This window comes from Flavobacterium sp. AC105 (genome assembly GCF_979258495.1).
The window spans coordinates 2,460,055-2,484,520 of record NZ_OZ409860.1; the positions used below are offsets into that span (position 1 = coordinate 2,460,055).

The following is a 24,466-nucleotide window of genomic DNA, read 5'->3' on the forward strand; positions in this document are numbered from 1 at the left end:
GCTTATACTTTATAGTTTTAATCCCTGATTATGGTAATAAATCCTTCTAAGTGAGCCATCTCCAAGATCAATTAAATAATAATAGGTATCATCGTTAAGTCGGGATCCGGCGTAAGAACCATCCCAATCATTGGCATAAGAATTTTTAGAATATATTATTCTGCCGGCACGATCGAAAACGATAACTTTATTATTAGGATATAATTGAATGTCTTTGATTTCCCAATAATCATTTTTGCCATCTCCGTTTGGAGAAATAATATTGGTGATCACAATGGCATCAGGTCCAACCGCTCTATAGATGTTAATGGTATAAGTTTCTATAGTCGTACCATCCTGAGCCGTTACAACAACTGTAATCGTATTATCGCCTGTATTTAGAGGTACTGTTATAGTTCCGTTATTGCTAACAGGCACACCATTAATTGTGATAGTTGCCGTTGGATCAATTAGCGTAGGCTTAATACTAGTCATACTAATATTATTGGCTACCTCAGCAACATAATTGTTAATATTTGTTGCAAATGCAGGATTTAAAGTAACATTGCTAACTGTTAAATCCGATAAGCCTGCTTCGCTTGAAGGCGCTCTGTTGACAATTACCGTGTATGTTTTAACAATTGCAGCATCAGTTTTAACCGTTAAACCATCATTGCCGGTAACTTTGATAGTAATCGTATTTGGACCCACCGCTAACGGAATTGGATTTGAAGGCTGTCCGCTAATTACCGGTACACCATTTATCGTAATAGTTGCTAAAGGATCTTCTGATGTTGGGGTTACAATTTCTGTTGTAATTTCGTGTCCAACATTTGCACTATAAGATGTAATATTTGGAGAGAAAGCAGGGTTTAAAGTTCCATTACTAAGAGATAGATTAATCAAATTATCTTTGATAGTAGTTGAAGGTAAAATAGTAAGAATTCCATCTACATAAACAAAAGTATAATTAATCGATGCTGCTCCGTTAGCTTTAATAGGATATGTTCCTACCTGACTTGAAGTTACTGCAGTAGTTGTAATTGTTGGTTGAGTTGTCAAGTTCGCCGCTGTATCTCCGTTTACAAATCCTGTATAGGTTGCTGTTAAAGCAGGGTTCGCAGAACCAACAACTTTAGTTTTATTATCGACTTTAATCGTTAACGTTACCGGAGTTACTGATAATGTTCCGTTTGAATAAGTTATCGTATAGTTTGCTGCAACTGCTCCACTAGCTGTTATTGGATAAGTTCCTACTGAACTTCCTGTTACTGCTGTTGTAGTAATCGTTGGCTGAGTTGCCAGACTTGCGCTGGTATCTCCGTTTACAAATCCGGTGTATGTTGCGGTTAGACTTGGATTTGCCGAACCATAAGCTTTGCTCGCATTATTAGCTGCAATGTTTAAAGTAGCTTTTGTTACGGTTAGTGTTCCGTTTACATAATTAATTGTATAATTTGGTGCAACTGCTCCGCTTGCGGTAATTGGATATGTTCCTACTGAGCTTCCGGTTACTGCTGTTGTGGAAATTGTTGGCAGCGTTGTTAAATCTGCTTCGGTATCACCATTTACAAAACCTGAATACGTTACGGTCAATGTTGGATTTGCATCTCCATAAGTTTTAGTTTTATTATCTGCTGTAATAGTTAATATTGGTGATGAAGCTCTGGTTACAGTTATAGTATAAGTTTCTAATGTTCCATCCTGAGCAGTAACAATTGTTGTAATAACATTTGGTCCCACTGCCAAAACAATTGCTTCGGAAGCGCTTCCGCTGTTTACTGTTACACCATTTACCGTTACAGTTGCGTTGGAATCTGTAGTTATAGGTGTTACGGTTATACTCGTTGTGGCATTATCTACCGTAGCAGTATAATTTGTTGTTCCAGGTGCGAAAGCAGGTGTTAATGTACCTGAACTTATAGTTAAGTCAGATAAAGTAGCATGTGCTAAAGGTGTTACGGTTAAGATTCCGTCAACATACGTAAAGTCATAGTTAGAGGAAACTGCTCCGCTTGCTGTTATCGGATATGTTCCGACTGGGCTGTTAGTGTCTGCAGTAGTAGAAATTGTTGGTAGATTTGTTAAATCAGTTTCTGTATCTCCATTTACAAAACCTGTATAACTTACCGTTAAAGTTGGGTTTGCATCTCCGTAAGCTTTAGTTTTGTTATCAGCAGTAATAGTAAGGGCAACAGGTGTTACTTCTAAAGTTCCATCAACATAATTGATTGTGTAGTTTGGAGCAATGGCACCGCTTGCTATTATTGGATATGTTCCAACAGGACTTGATGCGTCCGCTAAAGTTGAAATAGTTGGCAGCGTTGTTAAATCTGCTACGGTATCTCCATTTACAAAACCTGAATACGTTACGGTTAATGTTGGATTTGCATCACCATAATTTTTAGTTTTATTATCAACTGAAATAGTTAATATTGGTGCTGAAGCTCTGGTTACAGTTATGGTGTAAGTTTCTAATGTTCCATCCTGGGCGGTAACAATTGTTGTAATAACATTTGGTCCAACTGCCAAAACAATTGCTTCAGAAGCGTTTCCACTGGTTACTGTTACACCATTTACCGTTACAGTTGCGTTGGAATCTGTAGTGACAGGTGTTACGGTTATACTTGTTGTAGCATTATCTACCGTAGCAGTATAATTTGTTGTTCCAGGTGCGAAAGCAGGCGTTAATGTACCTGAACTTATGGTTAAGTCAGATAAAGTAGCATCTGTTAAAGGTGTTACGGTTAAGATTCCATCTACATAAGTAAAAGTATAATTGGCTGCAACGGCTCCGCTTGCTGTTATCGGATATGTTCCGACTGGGCTGTTAGTGTCTGCAGTAGTAGAAATTGTTGGTAGATTTGTTAAATCAGTTTCTGTATCTCCATTTACAAAACCTGTATAACTTACCGTTAAAGTTGGGTTTGCATCTCCATAAGCTTTAGTTTTGTTATCAGCAGTAATAGTAAGGGCAACAGGTGTTACTTCTAAAGTTCCATCAACATAATTGATTGTGTAGTTTGGAGCAATGGCACCGCTTGCTATTATTGGATATGTTCCAACAGGACTTGATGCGTCCGCTGTTGTAGTAATGGTTGGCAGCGTAGTTAAACTGGCTTCGGTATCTCCATTTACAAAACCTGAATACGTTACGGTTAAAGCTGGATTTGCATCTCCATAAGATTTGGTTTTATTATCAACAGTTATGGTTAATATTGGTGCTGAAGCTCTGGTTACAGTTATGGTATAAGTTTCTAATGTAGTACCATCCTGAGCGGTTACTACTGTTGTAATAATATTTGGACCTACCGCCAAAGGAATTGCCCCGGATGCGCTTCCGCTGGTTACTGTTACACCATTTACCGTAACAGTTGCGTTGGAATCTGTAGTGACAGGTGTTACGGTTATATTCGTTGTAGCATTATCTACCGTAGCAGTATAATTTGTTGTTCCAGGTGCAAAAGCAGGCGTTAATGTACCTGAACTTATTGTTAAGTTAGATAGGGTAGCATCTGTCAAAGGTGTTACGGTTAAGATTCCGTCAACATACGTAAAGTCATAGTTTGAAGAAACTGCTCCGCTTGCTGTTATCGGATATGTTCCGACTGGACTGTTAACGTCTGCAGTAGTTGTTAGAGTTGGAGCAGTTGTTAAATCTGCCTCGGTTTCTCCGTTTACGAATCCTGAATAACTTGCGGTTAAAATTGGGTTTGCACTTCCGTATACTTTGGATTTATCCTCAGCTTTGACAGTCAATATTGCTGGATTTACAGTCAAATTTCCATCGACATAATTAATTGTATACGTAGGAGAAGTTGCTCCACTTGCCGTAATTGGATATGTTCCAACAGCACTTGATGCGTCCGCTAAAGTTGAAATAGTTGGCAGCGTTGTTAAATCTGCTTCGGTATCACCATTTACAAAACCTGAATACGTTACGGCTAATGTTGGATTTGCATCGCCATAATTTTTACTTTTATTATCAACTGTAATCGTTAATATTGGTGCTGAAGCTCTGGTTACAGTTATGGTATAAGTTTCTAATGTAGTACCATCCTGAGCGGTTACTACTGTTGTAATAACATTTGGTCCAACTGCCAAAACAATTGTTTCAGAAGCGTTTCCGCTGTTTACTGTTACACCATTTACCGTTACAGTTGCGTTGGAATCTGTAGTTACAGGTGTTACGGTTATACTCGTTGTAGCATTATCTACCGTAGCGGTATAATTTGTTGTTCCAGGTGCGAAAGCAGGTGTTAATGTACCTGAACTTATAGTTAAGTCAGATAAAGTAGCATCTGTTGAAGGTGTTACGGTTAAGATTCCGTCAATATATGTAAAGTCATAGTTAGAAGAAACGGCTCCAGAAACTGTTATTGGATAAGTTCCTACTGGACTATTTGTATCGGCTGTTGTTGCGATTGTTGGAGGAGTATCTAAACTTGCTTCCGTGTCGCCATTTACAAAACCAATATAACTTGCCGTTAAAGTTGGATTTGCATCTCCGTAAGCTTTTGTTTTATCATCAGCTGTTATGGTTAATGCAACAGGTGTTATTGCTAAACTTCCGTCTACATAATTAATCGTATACGTAGGAGAAGTTGCTCCGCTTGCCGTAATTGGATATGTTCCAACAGGACTTGATGCGTCCGCTAAAGTTGAAATAGTTGGCAGCGTTGTTAAATCTGCTTCGGTATCTCCATTTACAAAACCTGAATACGTTACGGTCAATGTTGGATTTGCATCGCCATAATTTTTAGTTTTATTATCAATTGTAATCGTTAATATTGGTGCTGAAGCTCTGGTTACAGTTATGGTATAAGTTTCTAATGTAGTACCATCCTGAGCGGTTACTACTGTTGTAATAATATTTGGACCTACCGCCAAAGCAATTGCTTCAGAGGCGCTTCCGCTGTTTACTGTTACACCATTTACCGTTACAGTTGCGTTGGAATCTGTAGTTATAGGTGTTACGGTTATACTCGTTGTAGCATTATCTACCGTAGCAGTATAATTTGTTGTTCCAGGTGCGAAAGCAGGTGTTAATGTACCTGAACTTATAGTTAAGTCAGATAAAGTAGCATCTGTTAGAGGTGTTACAGTTAAGATTCCGTCAATATATGTAAAGTCATAGTTAGAAGAAACAGCACCACTTGCCGTAATCGGATATGTTCCCACAGGACTATTAATATCGGCTGTTGTAGCGATTGTTGGCTGAGTTGTTAAACTTGCCGCAGTGTCCCCATTTACAAATCCTGAATACGTAGCAGTTAAAGTTGGGTTTGCATCTCCGTAAGCTTTTGTTTTATCATCAGCTGTGATAGTTAATACAACAGGGGTTACTGCTAAACTTCCGTCTACATAATTAATCGTATAAAAAGGAGAAGTTGCTCCACTTGCCGTAATTGGATAATTTCCAACAGGACTTGATGCATCTCCTAAAGTTGAAATAGTTGGCAGCGTTGTTAAATCTGCTTCGGTATCACCGTTTACAAAACCACTATACGTTACCGTTAATGTTGGATTTGCATCTCCATAAGATTTGGTTTTATTATCAACAGTTATGGTTAATATTGGTGCTGAAGCTCTGGTTACAGTTATGGTATAAGTTTCTAATGTTGTACCATCCTGAGCGGTAACAATTGTTGTAATAACATTTGAACCAACTGCCAAAGCAATTTCTCCAGAAGCACTTCCGCTATTTACTGTTACACCATTTACCGTAACAGTTGCGTTGGAATCTGTAGTGACAGGTGTTACGGTTATATTCGTTGTAGCATTATCTACCGTAGCAGTATAATTTGTTGTTCCAGGTGCAAAAGCAGGCGTTAATGTACCTGAACTTATAGTTAAGTCAGATAAAGTAGCATCTGTTAAAGGTGTTACGGTTAAGATTCCCTCAACATAAGTAAAGTCATAGTTAGAGGAAACTGCTCCAGAAACTGTTATTGGATAAGTTCCTACTGGACTATTTGTATCGGCTGTTGTTGCGATTGTTGGAGGAGTGGTTAAACTTGCAACAGTGTCTCCATTTACAAATCCTGAATACGTAGCAGTTAAAGTTGGGTTTGCATCTCCGTAAGCTTTTGTTTTATCATCAGCTGTGATAGTTAATACAACAGGGGTTACTGCTAAACTTCCGTCTACATAATTAATCGTATAAATAGGAGAAGTTGCTCCACTTGCCATAATTGGATAATTTCCAACCGGACTTGAAGTATCGGCCAACGTTGAAATTGTTGCCGGCGTTGTCAAATCTGCTTCCGTATCTCCGTTTACAAAACCGGAATAACTAGCCGTTAAAGTTGGATTTGCATCGCCGTACGCTTTGGTTTTATCATCAGCAGTTATGGTTAAAATTGCCTTTGTTATTTCCAAATTTCCATTTACATAAGTGAAATCATAGTTTGGAGAAACCGCACCGCTTGCTGTAATTGGATAAGTTCCAACCGGACTTGAAATATCTGCCAATGTTGAAATTGTTGCAGAAGTTGTTAAATCAGTTTCCGTATCTCCGTTTACAAATCCTGAATAAGTCGCGGTAAAAATTGGATTTGCAGCTCCGTACGCTTTGGTTTTATCATCGGCTGTAACTGTTACGATTGCTTTTGTTATTTCCAGATTTCCATTCACGTAAGTGAAATCATAATTGGAAGAAACTGCTCCGTTTGCCGTAATTGGGTAATTTCCAACCGGACTTGAAGTATCGGCCAACGTTGAAATTGTTGCCGGCGTTGTCAAATCTGCTTCCGTATCTCCGTTTACAAAACCGGAATAACTAGCCGTTAAAGTAGGGTTTGCTGATCCATATGTTTTGGTTTTATCATCAGCAGTTATGGTTACAATTGCCTTTGTTATTTCCAAATTTCCATCCACGTAAGTGAAATCATAATTTGGAGAAACCGCTCCTATGGCTGTTATCGTATAATTTCCAACCGGACTTGATGCATCGGCTAAAGTTGAAATTGTTGCTGGCGTTGTTAAATCTGCTTGTGTATCTCCGTTTACGAATCCTAAATATGTTGCGCTTAAAGTAGGATTTGCTGAACCATATATTTTAGTTTTGTCATCAGCAGTAACTGTAACGATTGCTTTTGTTATTTCCAGATTTCCATTCACGTAAGTGAAATCATAGTTTGGAGAAACCGCTCCTATGGCTGTGATCGTATAATTTCCAACCGGACTTGATGCATCGGCTAAAGTTGAAATTGTTGCTGGCGTTGTTAAATCTGCTTGTGTATCTCCGTTTGCAAAACCTGAATATGTTGCTGTTAAAGTAGGGTTTGCATCGCCGTACGCTTTGGTTTTATCATCAGCCGTAACTGTTACCATTGCTTTTGTTATTTCCAAATTTCCATTTGCGTAAGTGAAATCATAATTGGAAGAAACCGCTCCGCTGGCTGTTATTGCATAATTTCCAACCGGACTTGATGCGTCTGCCAATGTTGAAATTGTTGCAGAAGTTGTTAAATCTGCTTCCGTATCTCCGTTTACGAATCCTGAATAAGTTGCTGTTAAAGTTGGATTTGCATCGCCGTACGCTTTGGTTTTATCATCAGCAGTTATGGTTACAATTGCTTTTGTTATTTCCAAATTTCCATCCACATAAGTGAAATCATAGTTTGAAGAAACCGCTCCGCTTGCTATAATTGGATATGTTCCAACCGGACTTGATGCGTCTGCCAATGTTGAAATTGTTGCAGAAGTTGTTAAATCTGCTTCCGTATCTCCGTTTACGAATCCTGTATAACTTGCCGTTAAAGTTGGATTTGCATCGCCGTAGGCTCTGGTTTTATCATCAGCAGTTATGGTTACGATTGCTTTTGTAACTTCGAGATTTCCATCCACGTAAGTGAAATCATAATTTAGAGAAACCGCACCGCTTGCCGTAATTGCATAATTTCCAACTGGACTTGAAATATCTGCCAATGTTGAAATTGTTGCAGGTGTTGTCAAATCTGCTTCCGTGTCCCCGTTTGCAAAACCTGAATAAGTTGCGGTTAAAGTTGGATTTGCATCGCCGTAGGCTCTGGTTTTATCATCAGCAGTTATGGTTACGATTGCTTTTGTAACTTCGAGATTTCCATCCACGTAAGTGAAATCATAGTTTGGAGAAACTGCTCCGCTTGCCGTGATTGGATATGTTCCAACCAGACTTCCAACCAAAGCAGTTGTACTTAATGTTGGTAAAGTTGTTAAATTGCTTTCCGTATCACCGTTTACGAATCCTGAATAAGTCGCAGTTAAAGTTGGGTTTGCATCTCCGTACGCTTTGGTTTTATCATCCGCCGTAACTGTTACGATTGCTTTTGTTACTTCCAGGTTTCCATTTACATAAGTGAAATCATAGTTTGGAGAAACCGCACCTATGGCTGTTATAGTATAATTTCCAACCGGACTTGAAGTATCTGCCAATGTTGAAATTGTTGCTTGCGTTGTCAAATCTGCTTCCGTGTCCCCGTTTGCAAAACCTGAATAAGTTGCGGTTAAAGTTGGGTTTACTGAACCATATATTTTGGTTTTATCATCGGCTGTAACTGTTACGATTGCTTTTGTAACTTCGAGATTTCCATTCACGTAAGTGAAATCATAATTTGGAGAAACTGTTCCGCTTGCCGTGATTGGATATGTTCCAACCAGACTTCCAACCAAAGCAGTTGTACTTAATGTTGGTAAAGTTGTTAAATTGCTTTCCGTATCACCGTTTACGAATCCTGAATAAGTCGCAGTTAAAGTTGGGTTTGCATCTCCGTACGCTTTGGTTTTATCATCCGCCGTAACTGTTACGATTGCTTTTGTTACTTCCATGTTTCCATTTACATAAGTGAAATCATAGTTTGGAGAAACCGCACCTATGGCTGTTATAGTATAATTTCCAACCGGACTTGAAGTATCTGCCAATGTTGAAATTGTTGCAGAAGTTGTTAAATCAGTTTCCGTGTCTCCGTTTACAAAACCGGAATAAGTTGCTGTTAAAGTTGGGTTTACTGAACCATATATTTTGGTTTTATCATCGGCTGTAACTGTTACGATTGCTTTTGTAACTTCGAGATTTCCATTCACGTAAGTGAAATCATAATTTGGAGAAACCGCACCGCTTGCTGTAATTGGGTAATTTCCAACTGGACTTGAAATATCTGCCAATGTTGAAATTGTTGCAGAAGTTGTTAAATCAGTTTCCGTGTCTCCGTTTACAAAACCTGAATAAGTCGCAGTTAAAGTTGGGTTTGCATCTCCGTATGCTTTGGTTTTATCATCCGCAGTTATGGTTACGATTGCTTTTGTAACTTCGAGATTTCCATTCACATAAGTGAAATCATAATTGGAAGAAACCGCACCGCTTACTGTAATTGGATAAGTTCCAACCGGACTTGATGCGTCTGCCAATGTTGAAATTGTTGCTGGCGTTGTCAAGTCTGTTTCTGTGTCTCCGTTTACAAAACCTGCGTAAGTCGCAGTTAAAGCTGGGTTTACTGAACCATATATTTTGGTTTTATCATCCGCAGTTATGGTTACGATTGCTTTTGTTATTTCCAGATTTCCATTCACGTAAGTGAAATCATAGTTGGGAGAAACCGCTCCGCTTGCTATAATTGGATAATTTCCAACCGGACTTCCATCCAAAGCAGTTGTACTTAATGTTGGAGGCGTTGTTAAATCTGTTTCTGTATCTCCATTTACAAAACCTGAATATGTTGCAGTGAATGTTGGGTTTGCTGAACCATATATTTTGGTTTTGTCATCAGCAGTAACTGTAACGATTGCTTTTGTTATTTCCAAATTTCCATCCACATAAGTGAAATCATAGTTTGGAGAAACCGCTCCTGTTGCTGTTATTGCATAATTTCCAACCGGACTTGATGCGTCTGCCAATGTTGAAATTGTTGCAGGGGTAGTCAAATCTGCTTCCGTATCTCCGTTTACAAAACCGGAATAAGTTGCCGTTAAAGTTGGGTTTGCATCGCCGTACGCTTTGGTTTTATCATCAGTAGTAATAGTTAACACAGCTTTTGTAACTTCCAGATTTCCATTCACGTAAGTGAAATCATAGTTTGGAGAAACTGCTCCGCTTGCCGTAATTTGGTAATTTCCAACCGGACTTGATGCGTCTGCTAATGTTGAAATTGTTGCAGAAGTTGTTAAATCAGTTTCCGTGTCTCCGTTTACAAAACCTGAATAAGTCGCAGTTAAAGTTGGATTTGCATCGCCGTATGTTTTGGTTTTGTCATCGGCTGTAACTGTTACGATTGCTTTTGTAACTTCTAGATTTCCATTTACATAAGTGAAATCATAGTTTGGAGAAACCGCTCCTATGGCTGTTATCGCATAATTTCCAACCGGACTTGAAATATCTGCCAATGTTGAAATGGTTGCAGGAGTTGTTAAATCTGCTTGTGTGTCTCCGTTTACGAATCCTGTATAAGTTGCCGTTAAAGCTGGATTTGCATCGCCGTACGCTCTGGTTTTGTCATCAACAGTTATGGTTACAATTGCTTTTGTTATTTCCAAATTTCCATCCACGTAAGTGAAATCATAATTGGAAGAAACCGCTCCTATGGCTGTGATCGTATAATTTCCAACCGGACTTGATGTGTCTGCCAATGTTGAAATTACTGCAGAAGTTGTCAAATCTGCTTGTGTATCTCCGTTTACAAAACCTGAATAAGTTGCCGTTAAAGTTGGATTTGCATCGCCGTACGCTTTGGTTTTATCATCAGCCGTAACTGTTACGATTGCTTTTGTTATTTCCAGATTTCCATTTGCGTAAGTGAAATCATAGTTTGGAGAAACCGCACCGCTTGCTATAATTGGATAATTTCCAACCGGACTTCCATCCAAAGCAGTTGTACTTAATGTTGGAGGCGTTGTTAAATCTGTTTCTGTATCTCCATTTACAAAACCTGAATATGTTGCAGTGAATGTTGGGTTTGCTGAACCATATGTTTTGGTTTTGTCATCAGCAGTAATAGTTAACACAGCTTTTGTTATTTCCAGATTTCCATCCACGTAAGTGAAATCATAGTTTGGAGAAACCGCTCCTGTTGCTGTAATTGGATAAGTTCCAACCGGACTTGAAGTATCTGCCAATGTTGAAATTGTTGCAGAAGTTGTTAAATCTGCTTCCGTATCTCCGTTTACGAATCCTGTATAACTTGCCGTTAAAGTTGGATTTGCATCGCCGTACGCTTTGGTTTTATCATCAGCAGTAATAGTTAACACAGCTTTTGTTACTTCCAGATTTCCATCCACGTAAGTGAAATCATAGTTTGAAGAAACTGCTCCGCTTGCCTTGATTGGATATGTTCCAACCTGACTTGTAGTATCGGCTAAAGTTGCGATGGTTGCTGGCGTTGTCAAAACTGCTTCTGTGTCCCCGTTTACAAAACCGGAATAAGTCGCGGTTAAAGCTGGATTTGCTGACCCATATATTTTGGTTTTATCATCAGCAGTTATGGTTACGATTGCTTTTGTTATTTCCAGATTTCCATTTGCGTAAGTGAAATCATAGTTTGGAGAAACTGCTCCGCTTGCCGTGATTGGATAATTTCCAACCGGACTTGATGCATCGGCTAAAGTTGAAATTGTTGCAGGGGTAGTCAAATCTGCTTGTGTATCTCCGTTTACGAATCCTGTATAACTTGCCGTTAAAGTTGGATTTGCATCGCCGTACGCTTTGGTTTTATCATCAGCAGTTATGGTTACGATTGCTTTTGTAACTTCGAGATTTCCATCCACGTAAGTGAAATCATAATTTAGAGAAACCGCTCCTATGGCTGTTATCGCATAATTTCCAACAGGACTTGATATGTCTGCCAATGTTGAAATTGTTGCTGGCGTTGTCAAATCTGTTTCCGTGTCTCCGTTTACAAAACCGGAATAAGTCGCGGTTAAAGTTGGGTTTACTGAACCATATATTTTAGTTTTATCATCCGCAGTTATGGTTACGATTGCTTTTGTAACTTCTAGATTTCCATTTATATAAGTGAAATCATAGTTTGGAGAAACTGCTCCGCTTGCCGTGATTGGATATGTTCCAACCGGACTTGTAGTATCGGCTAAAGTTGCGATGGTTGCTGGCGTTGTCAAATCAGTTTCCGTGTCTCCGTTTACAAAACCGGAATAAGTCGCGGTTAAAGTTGGGTTTACTGAACCATATATTTTAGTTTTATCATCCGCAGTTATGGTTACGATTGCTTTTGTAACTTCGAGATTTCCATTTATATAAGTGAAATCATAGTTTTGAGAAACCGCTCCGCTTGCTGTAATTGGGTAATTTCCAACCGGACTTGAAATATCTGCCAATGTTGAAATTGTTGCTGGCGTTGTCAAATCTGCTTGTGTATCCCCATTTACAAAACCTGAATAAGTCGCGGTTAAAGCTGGATTTGCTGAACCATATATTTTGGTTTTATCATCGGCCATAACTGTTACGATTGCTTTTGTAACTGTTAAAAGTCCGTCTATATAAGTGAAATCATAATTGGAAGAAACTGCTCCGCCTGCTGTAATTGGATATGTTCCAACCGGACTTGAAATATCTGCCAATGTTGAAATGGTTGGAGGAGTTGTTAAATCAGTTTCCGTGTCTCCGTTTACGAATCCTGTATAAGTTGCGGTTAAAGTTGGGTTTGCATCGCCGTACGCTTTGGTTTTATCATCGGCTGTAATAGTTAACACAGCTTTTGTTACTTCCAGATTTCCATCCACGTAAGTGAAATCATAGTTTGGAGAAACCGCTCCGCTTACCGTAATTGGGTAATTTCCAACCGGACTTCCATCCAAAGCAGTTGTACTTAATGTTGCTGGCGTTGTCAAATCTGTTTCTGTGTCTCCGTTTACAAATCCTGAATATGTTGCGGTTAAAGTTGGATTTGCATCGCCGTACGCTTTGGTTTTATCATCAGCAGTTATGGTTACAATTGCTTTTGTTATTTCCAAATTTCCATTCACGTAAGTGAAATCATAGTTTTGAGAAACCGCTCCGCTTGCTGTAATTGGGTAATTTCCAACCGGACTTGAAATATCTGCCAATGTTGAAATTGTTGCTGGCGTTGTCAAATCTGCTTGTGTATCCCCATTTACAAAACCTGAATATGTTGCGGTTAAAGTTGGATTTGCATCGCCGTACGCTTTGGTTTTATCATCGGCTGTAATAGTTAACACAGCTTTTGTTATTTCCAGATTTCCATTCACATAAATGAAATCATAATTAGAAGAAACCGCTCCGCTTGCCGTGATTGGATATGTTCCAACCGGACTTGTAGTATCGGCTAAAGTTGCGATGGTTGCTGGCGTTGTCAAATCTGCTTCCGTGTCCCCGTTTACGAATCCTGTGTAAGTTGCGGTAAAAATTGGGTTTGCAGCTCCATATGCTTTGGTTTTATCATCAGCAGTTATGGTTACAATTGCTTTTGTAACTTCGAGATTTCCATTTATATAAGTGAAATCATAATTTGGAGAAACCGCTCCTATGGCTGTTATCGCATAATTTCCAACCGGACTTGAAATATCTGCTAATGTTGAAATGGTTGGAGGAGTTGTTAAATCAGTTTCCGTATCTCCGTTTACAAAACCGGAATAAGTTGCCGTTAAAGCTGGATTTGCATCGCCGTATGCTTTGGTTTTATCATCGGCTGTAACTGTTACAATTGCTTTTGTTATTTCCAGATTTCCATTTACATAAGTGAAATCATAGTTTGAAGAAACACCTCCGCTTACTGTAATTGGGTAATTTCCAACCGGACTTGATGTATCGGCTAAAGTTGCGATGGTTGCTGGCGTTGTCAAATCAGTTTCCGTATCTCCGTTTACAAATCCGGAATAAGTCGCGGTTAAAGCTGGATTTGCAGTTCCGTACGCTTTGGTTTTATCATCAGCCGTAACTGTTACGATTGCTTTTGTTATTTCCAGATTTCCATTTACATAAGTGAAATCATAGTTTGGAGAAACACCTCCGCTTACTGTAATTGGGTAATTTCCAACCGGACTTGATGTATCGGCTAAAGTTGAAATGGTTACCGGAGTTGTTAAATCAGTTTCCGTGTCTGCGTTTACAAAACCGGAATAAGTCGCGGTTAAAGCTGGATTTGCTGAACCATATGTTTTGGTTTTGTCATCGGCTGTAACTGTTAAGATTGCTTTTGTAACTTCTAGATTTCCATTCACGTAAGTGAAATCATAGTTTGAAGAAACACCTCCGCTTACTGTAATTGGGTAATTTCCAACCGGACTTGATGTATCGGCTAAAGTTGAAATGGTTACCGGAGTTGTTAAATCAGTTTCCGTGTCTCCGTTTACAAAACCGGAATAAGTCGCGGTTAAAGCTGGATTTGCTGAACCATATATTTTGGTTTTATCATCAGCAGTAACTGTAACGATTGCTTTTGTTATTTCCAGATTGCCATTCACGTAAGTGAAATCATAATTGGAAGAAACCGCTCCTATGGCTGTGATCGTATAATTTCCAACCGGACTTGATGCGTCTGCCAACGTTGAAATTGTTGCCGGCGTTGTCAAATCTGCTTCCGTATCTCCATTTACAAAACCAGAATATGTTGCGGTTAAAGTTGGATTTGCATCGCCGTACGCTTTGGTTTTATCATCCGCAGTTATGGTTAATGTAGCAGGAGTAATAGTTAGATTTCCATCTACGTAAGTTATAACATAATTAGGATTTGCAGCTCCGCTGGCACCAATTGTATATGTGCCAACAGGACTTCCTGTGACAGCGGCTGTGCTTATTATTGGCGCTAAAGTCAAACTTCCAATTGTGTCTCCGTTTACAAAACCGGAATAAGTTATTGTTAAAGTTGGATTTGCATCTCCATAAACTTTTGTTTTGTCATCTGCCGTAATGGTTAAAGTTGCCTGAGTTATTGTACTCGAAACTGTAGGCATGTTTACAGTGGCTGCACTATTACTGGTTAAAACTATATCTCCGGAATAATTTCCTGCCGGAATTGTTCCTTTTAATCTGATATATACCGGTGTAGATGCAATAATTCCTGCTGCACCAACTGTAATTGCATCACTAAAATTAATGTCATCACTACTTACTTCAAATCCGGAAGGTGCTGTAACTAAAATTCCCTCGTACATATCTGTTCCTGAAACATTAAAAGTATCGGATGCAGAAGGTGTACCATAAATAGTCGATAATGCTGTTAAAGTTCCGGTAGTTATAATTGTAGGTTCAGTGCGGGTTACAGTTAGGGTATAAGTTTCTATGGTTGTACCATCTTCAGCCGTTACTACAATAGTAAGTACATTTGGCCCGGCGACCAAAGCAATTACATCAGAAGGATTTCCGCTTACAACTGCTATTCCGTTTACCGTTACAGTTGCATTTGGGTCCGTAGTTGTAGGTGTTACTGTAAAATTCGTAACGATATTTGCTACAGTTGCTGTATAAGTTGTGGTACCAGATGCAAAAATAGGATCTAATGTTCCATCGCTTATGCTTAAATTACTTAAAGTAGCTATGTTATTAAGAGTAGTTACACTTGCCGGATTTCCTGTATTTATTGCAGTCTGATAACCTTCATTTCCCGGTACACCATCATATTCAACAGTCATTACCTGATAGGTTGTTCCGGGTGTCAAACCTGTGATATCTACTGTTGTGCCTGTATCATTATAAACACAATACCAGCCTGAAGTGCCAATTTGAGATCCTGCTCCAAAAACAGTATCGGGTGTGTAAGTTGTATCATCAATCGGAAAAGGGCTTCCGCCTGAACCTTGATATACAAATACGGCTCTTGCAGAACCATCACCATTTTCCCAGGTAACGGTAGTTGTGGTTGATGTAGTATCTGTAAAAACAAGATTACTGGCCTGAATTATAGGCTCAGATAATGTTTGAAAGGTAAATACGGAACCTGTTGGTAATGATACCCCATTAAATAAAACCTTGTTACCTGTTTGAGATGCTGCAGGATATTGCACTACAGATCCTGCATTAAAACTACCAGTACCTGTTGGATCAACTATAAGAACGTAATCACTGAAACTTTGTGCGGAATATATCATTCCAGTTACATCATAACTCACCGTTATGTTTCCGGGATTACCTGTAGTTTGAACTTTCCAGTTTCTTTCTACCCTTTTTGTATAGTTACCTCCTGTAGTAACGTCTATTTCGTTTAATGAGCTGGTATTATGCCCAATCATCAAAACCCCGTCGTTGACTAATGACGAAGGATTACTGATGATAATATTTCCTCTTCCGTTTTGTCCTGTACCATTACCACTACCGGTATTAACACTATTAGATTGTGTTTGTAACAATCCTGATGCATCATCCTGACCAATCCCGAATACATCATTATGATAAGCAGCGTTAGCAGTGGCATCCCAAATATTGGTACCGGAACTATTAACATAACTTCCTGTTTTATGAATACCATATTTAAGGGCCAGATAACTTTCTATTTGGTTGTGGCCTGCCAAAGATGATTTATCTGCGTCGTATAAAACAACCTCAGCAATGTCTCCATTTAACCACTCAACTGTACCGGCTGTAGAAAGACCTAAACGATAATAAGCAGAATTAAATGATGCAGTTGTAGCAGTTTTTGCAGTAAAAGAATTTCCATTGAATTCAATAAGTGCTTGATTACCTGTTGTAAAATGGGTTGATGCTATTACAGGCTTATTAATTACAGGACCTACTGATGATCCTTGTGTGCTGTTTCTTTGGTAAATTACATTGTTACCGTTTTTGCTAATTAAATCGGCACCCGCCAGATTTTGCCAATCAGATGTAGTTGAAGTTTGTGAAATTAAGAAAATACGGCCTGATCCGCTTGTTGCAGTGTTCATTAAAAACACGGTATAAGCCGATATATTAGTACTGGTTAGTGCCGGAGATAAATTTCCGCCTATAGCAGAAAAATTGGTGGTACTTGTTCCCGCAAAGCGAAGTGTAGGATTAAAGTTAAGTGCATTTAACTGATACGTAGGGTTCAATACCGTTTGTGCAAATATTGGAGTTGAATACACTGCATTATTATTGCCACCACCTTGATCGTTCCATGCCGTCACAGCTGCACCTTGTGTAGCGGGTGTAACGCTAGAATTTGCTTTAAGCCATAACTTAAGATTTGCTGACACTCCTCCAGGTCCTAATATAGAAGGATTAAGAGTAGTTATAGCTGCAGGATTTCCGGTACTTGTTGTAGATAAATATAATTCGTTTCCTATTGAACCATTATATTCAACCGCCATTAACTGATAAGTGGTTTCAGCAGTTAGACCTGTTATATTTACCGTTGTTCCCGTACCATTATAAACACAATACCAGCCTGTTGTACCAATTTGTGCTCCTGTACCAAAAGCGGCATTTGCCGTATAAGTTGTATTATCAACCGGAACAGGACTTCCTGTTGCTCCTGCATATACAAATACAGCTCTTGAAGAACCGTTGCCATTTGTCCAGCTCGCAGTAGTTGTAGTTCCCGTTGTAGTGGTAAATAGAACATTTGTTGCCTGAAGGATTGGGGCAAATATTGGATTATTTCTGAAAATAGAGATATTATTATCACCTTCATAATTTGCAGTTGCGAGATCATTTATACCATCTCCGTCAAGATCTCCAATTACTACAGAATTGGCGTTGTTTTCATTAACAAAATCCACTCGATCAGCAAAACTAATTGCTCCTCCAATTACAGATGTATTTCGAAAAACAGACAATTCATTAGCACTGTCACAGGCCGCCAAATCCAGATTCCCGTCACCGTCGAGGTCTCCGAATGTTACATTATTTAAAATAGCATTGGTAGGAAAATCGACAGGAGTATCAAAGTTAATATTTCCAACTCCGGATGATGTACTAGTAAGGAATGAAACGAAATTAGCATTCGCATTAGCAACTGCAAGATCGGCTTTGCCATCTTTGTTCAAATCACCAATTGCTACATCAAAAGCAGTATAACCAGTAGTAAAGTTAATTTGAGATTCAAAATTAATAACTCCGTTTGTTGAATTATTTCTTAGAATCGATACGGTGTTAGCACTATTTTGATTTGCAGTTGCAATATCAATTTTATGATCACCGTCCAAATCTCCCATAACTATCCCGTAAGAACCAGTAGCTACGGCATAATCAATTTTAGGATCAAAATTAATCGTACCAATTCCGGATGAATTATTACGCAAAACCGAAACCGTACCAACCGATTTGTTTGCGGATGCAATATCTAATTTTCCATCACCATCAATATCTCCAATTGCTACTCTGTAAGGATTTAAACCTACATTAAATACGATTTGAGGTGCAAAACTAATATTTCCAACCCCTGACGACGTATTTCTTAAAACAGATACTGTAGCAGTATGATAATTTGCAGCTACAATATCCAGTTTTCCGTCGCCGTCTATATCGGCTACTGATATTCCGACAGGATAATCTCCTAAAGTATAATCACCTGAAGCTGTAAAAGAAGATGCATCAATTGTACCGCTAACGGCTGTATTATGAAGAAAAATCAATTGATCTAAATGGGGAATGGTTATAGCTAAATCAGGTTTGCCATCTCCGTCAAAATCTCCAAGAACAAGTTCTTCTGCAGAATCCGCTGTTGCAAAATTAACTCTTGGCATTAAATCATTAATAGTAATATTTCCTTTATTTGGAGTAAAAGTTAATATAAAAGGCGCTGAAGAATTTGCAGATAAAACAGTCGTTTCGTTTAATACTGTTATCGGAAAATAAGTCGCTCCCACAGGAACAGTTACGGTTAAACTGGTTGTACTGGCAGCAGAAATTGTAGCTCTCACAGCGCCAAAAAACACGACATTTTCGGCAATTGTAGCTCCAAAATTTGATCCGCTTATGGTAACTGTAGTTCCAACTGGACCAATTTCCGGACTAAAACTTGTAATAATAGGTGAGGCTGCAGTCCTGTTTACCGTTATAGTATAAGTTTGTGTTATTGTACCATCCTGAGCTGTTACAATGGTGGTAATAATATTTGGCCCAACGCTAAGCGCAATTCCATCAGAGGGACTTCCGCTGGCAACTGCTATTCCATTTACAGTAATTACAGAATTAGTATCTGTAGCAGTTGGTGTTAGTGTTAGACTTGTAACAGCATTTGTTACTGTAGTCGCATAAGAAGTTGTAGCTGTTGCAAAAACAGGATTTAATATTCCTTCACTTATAGTTAAATTACTCAATGTTGCGACATTATTAAGTGTGGCAACTTCTGCAGGATTGCCGGTGCTTATTGTAGACAAGTACACTTCACTTCCGGGTAAACCATTATATTCAACAGCCATTATCTGATAAACAGCTGCAGGAGATAATCCGGTAATATTTACTGATGTTCCTGTGCCATTATAGACACAAAACCAACCAGACGTGCCAATTTGAGTTCCTAATCCAAAAGCAGTATTTGCGGTGTAAGTGGTAAAGTCTACAGGTAACGGACTTCCACTTGCTCCCGCATATACAAATACTGCTCTTGACGAACCATCGCCATTTGTCCAACTGGTCGTTGTTGCTGTTCCTGCTGTATTACTAAAAACAATGTTCGTTGCCTGAACTGTAGGTACAGATAAGGTCTGAAAAGTAAATACCGAACCTGTTGGTAAGTCGACAACTTCAAAAGAAACTTTGTTTCCGGTAATTGCCACAGCGGTATATTTTACTACCGATCCTCCGTCAAAAGTACCAGCACCGGTAGGATCAACTAAAAGGGTATAATCGCTGGCTTTTTGTGCAGCATATGTTAATCCGGTTATATCATAATTTAACGTTATGTTGCCCGGATTTCCTGTAGTCTGAACTTTCCAGATTCGTTGAACTCTCTTTGTAAGATTAGCGCCAACAGTTACATTTGTTTCTGTAAGTGCACTGGTATTATGGCCAATTAATAAAAAACTATTGTTTGCTAATGATGAAGGATTGCTTATTATAATATTCCCTTTTCCGTTTTGTCCTGTGCCATTTCCACTTCCTGAATTTGTACTATTAGAAATAGATTGGTTTAATCCGGATAAGTCATCTTCTCCAATTCCAAAAACATCATTATGATATACAGCATTAGTAGTGGCATTCCACAATATAGTATTGGCACTGCTTATATAATTTCCTGCTTTATGAATTCCGTATTTAATTGAAAGATAAGATTCTATATTATCTCTTCCAATACCCTGTTTTGAAGTATCATAATTTATTACTTCTGCAAGCCAGCCATTTAATTTTGAATCATTACTTGATCGATCACCTATTTGTGGTATGTCGTTCATGATATTTCCCTGTGAAGTGCCGCTTCCTACCTGTACACTGTTTTTTCTAAATATACTATTTGTACCGCTTGTTGTCCATACAGCATATTCGCCATTAGCTGGATTTGCCGCAGACATATAAGTATTTGCAGAGGTAGATGAAGGTATAATGCCTACAAATATATTTCCAGTATTTCCTGAACGAAAGACATAACGGCTGCCCCCAACTGAATTTGTAATTGGTGAAATTACTGTGCCTCTTTCTGTATTGATTGCACCGTTGAATGCCATGACTGCATAACACTCACTAATTCCAATAATGATATTGCCGGTAAGTTTTTCATTACCATTAAATTTTATTGCTGGATGAAAGTTAATTGCATTTGTTGCCACTGTAGGCAATGTTGTGCTAATTGTAAATGTATTAATGTTAGTAATATCTGTCCATGCTGTTAAATTATTAGCCGTTGAGTTTACTCCATTTCCTGCATCCAGCCAAAGGTTAAGTCCGGCAGTAATCCCACCAGGCGCTGTTGTATTAGTACCTGTAACAGTAGTAGTTACTTCTGCAGGATTATCTGTACTTACCGTAGATTGATATAATTCGGTACCAGGTACGCTACTGTTATATTCAAGAGTCATTACCTGATAAGTTGTTGCAGGAGATAGTCCCGTAATATGCACACTTGTACCTGTTCCTTTATAAACACAATACCATCCTGTTGTACCAATTTGAGTGCCTGAACCAAAAGCTGCATTTGCATTATAAGTTGTATAATCAACTGGCAACGGACTGCCACTATTTCCTGCAAACATAAATACAATTCTTGATGAACCGCTGCCGTTTGTCCAGCTGGCATCAGTTGTAGTGTTTGCTGTATTTGTAAAAACCAAATTAGTTGCCTGAATTGTAGGAGGAGCAAATGTTTGAAAAGTAAATACAGCGCCAGTTGGTAAATCTACTGTATTAAAAGACACTTTATTGCCTGAAAGTGTTGCAGCAACGTATTGTACTACAGTTCCTCCGTTAAAATCGCCTGTGCCTGTAGGATCAACCAGAAGAACATAATCAGTAGCAGTTTGTCCCGAATATGTAAGGCCTGTTATGTCATAATTTAATGAAATAGTTCCGGGATTTCCTGTAGTTTGTACTTTCCATAGTCTTTGGACTCTTTTCGTAAGGTTTCCTGCAAGAGTTACATCTGTTTCTGTAAGTGCACTGGTATTATGGCCTATTACTAAAAATCCGTTATTGGCCAATGATGAAGGATTGCTGATTATAATGTTTCCTTTTCCGGTTTGGCCAGTACCGTTTCCACTACCGGTATTTGTGCTGTTAGATTGTATTTGTAGTAAACCATCAGCATCATCCTGACCTATTCCAAAAACATCATTATGATATAAAGCATTAACAGTAGCATCCCAAATATTTATATTTGAACTACTTACATAACTTCCCACCTTATGAATACCATATTTAAGGGCAAGATAACTTTCAATTTGGTTATGGCTTGGTAAAGAAGACTGATCTGCATCATATAATATAACCTCAGCTATATTTCCATTTAAATAATCATTAGAACTATATGTACTTAAACCTAAACGATAATAGGCAGAATTAAATGCCGCAGTTGTAAAATTTGTTGAAGAAAAAGAATTTCCGTTTGACTCTGAAAGCCATTTGTTTCCCGTTGTAAAATGTGATGATATTATAACTGGCGAGCCTACAACGTTGTTGATAGTTGGACCAGATATGCTATTTCTCGAGCCATATACATTAGTAGTACCCGTGCGGCTTATTAAATCTGCGCTTGCTTGATTTTGCCAGTCAGATGTAGAAGCATTTTGCGAAACCATGATAACACGAGCAGATCCGCTTGTTGTAGGATTCATTAAAAATACTGTGTAAGCAGATATATTATTACTGGTTAATGCAGGCGATAAAGTTCCTCCAATTGCAGATAAATTTGTACCGCTTGTTCCGTCAAAACGAAGTGTTGGATTAAAGTTGAGTGAATTTAGCTGATAAACTGGATTTATAACAGTTTGTGAAAACATAGGAGTAGAATAGACAGCATTATTATTACCGCCGCTTTGGTCATTCCAACTTGTTACTGCCGCACCCTGAGTAGAAGGAGTTACAGCAGAATCTGCCTTAAGCCATAATTTAAGATTGGCTGTTATGCCTCCCGGTCCTACAGGAGCGGTTCTAATCACTGTTATAGTGTAAGTTCCCAGTGTTACACCATCCTGAGCCGTTACAACAGTAGTAATAGTATTTGAACCCATTGCTAATGCAATAGTTCCGGAAGCGCTTCCGCTTGTTACTGTTGTACCATTTACTTTTACTGTTGCAGTAGCATCTGTTGTAGTGGGTGTAACGGTTAGGCTGGATATATTATCAGCTACCGAAGCCGTATAACTATTTGTCCCTGATGCAAAAACTGGAGTTAATGTACCCTGACTGATGCTTAAATTGCTTAGAGTTGAAACATTACTTGGAGTTCCTACATTTATAATTCCACTATTAGGGGCAAAATAAGTAACATCTATATGCAAAGCTCCAGAACCTGTTCCTCCCCAGGATCCTACAGCTGCAGGTAACCCATTAAGAGATAAAGAAGCAACCGTATGCGTATAGGTTCCTAAATTTAATACGACTCCTACACCAACAGACAAGGTATTGTTGACTGTAGTAGCTCCTCCAAAAGTTTTAGTCCCGGTACCGGACAAAATAAGGTTATTAAAGGTTTTAGCACTACCCAAATTTTGACTGCCGCCATTAAATTCTACTGTACCCGTACCCGGAATAAAAGTTCCTCCTGTGGATCCTGATCCTCCAATTTTTAATGTACTGGAACCTCCATCTATTGTCGCAGTTGATTGTATCCAATTTCCTGTAAAAGTATGCGTTAAACCGTTCCCCAGATTAAGTGTTGCTCCAGGAGTATTTGTAACAAAATCAGTTCCATTTACATTTCCTGTAAAAGTAGCTGTGCCACTTGTTTTATTAAAGCGTAGATAACCATCGCTACCAGTTTGAGAAAAACTATCTATGTTTTGAGTAACAGCAGTACCTACTATAATAACACCTCCATTAGAAGTGAATACCCCGTTATTAATAAAATCCCCCCCAAAATTTAGATTAGAAAAATTAATAGCTACTAACGAAGCCCCACTATTTATTTTTAAAGGAATATCATTATCGGTCTTTTGTACTGAAGTACCTGTAGAGCCAAGTGTAACAGTTCCTATGTTTGTAATTATAACTCCCCCTGTCGATGAAAATGTTGTTGTATGAGAATTATTACTCCATTCATTACCTACATTCTGTGGCAATGCACTATTGTATTGTAAAGTTGCTGAAGGACCATAAGCTAGAGGAAGAGAAGCCGACAAAGTCGAGTCTCCTTCCATTGATAGAATACCATTTATAGTCGCGCCACTGATATCTTTGGCTGCTCCGCCAGATAGTGTAAGATTATTATAGACGTAAGCTCCAACGGTTTGTGCAGATAAACTATTATAATTAACCAATCCTGTTCCGGCAGACAGAGAACCGCCAGACATAGTGGTTCCTATATTTAAAGTTCCTGCTCCGGCAAACGTTACATCATTTCTAAGCGCAGATCCGCTCATAGTAATGCTCCCGGTTACCGTAACCGTTCCAGTTCCGATGTGCAAACTACAATGTCTGGTATCATTTGAACTGTTAGCCAAGATTATGTTTCCAGTAGTTAAAATTCCAGTTGCTACATTAATGATAGAATTACTGCTATCTAATGTTGGAGCTGAAATTGTAATGTCACCCAGAATTGTTAGAGTACCCGGCGAATTAATCGTTAAAGTATTATCAGACGCCAAAGCATTGCTCAGAGTAAGCGTAGCACACGTTGCTCCCAATGTCGAAATTATAGGCTTATTGACAACATTAGGGATTACCACATCATGTAAAGCGATTGGCGCAATTCCCAGACTCCAGTTAGAGCCCGTTTCCCATGCTGTACTTGTTAATCCTGTCCAGGTATTTGTTTGTCCGTATCCTAAATTAAACAAGAACAACACCAATATAAGAAGTAATTTTTTGCTCATATTATTTCATTTTAACCCATTGGGTGCAATTAAAACTGGTTGATTTTTTATAGTGACAATTGATCCGGTTACAGATTAATAACCACTTAAGAAATTTGTACGATTCAAGATTGATATATTTTCAAAAGCTGCCCCCTAATCTGAAGACCCTCTAAAA

General features: G+C 38.7%; 1 protein-coding gene. It reads right to left on the reverse strand.

Going from position 1 to position 24,466, the window contains the following annotated elements:
* Positions 1-9: 9 nt before the first annotated feature.
* Positions 10-24,309, reverse strand: coding sequence for an MBG domain-containing protein (locus ACZ0AH_RS10470; RefSeq protein WP_463475745.1), 24,300 nt, complete (start codon positions 24,307-24,309; stop codon positions 10-12).
* Positions 24,310-24,466 lie beyond the last annotated feature (157 nt).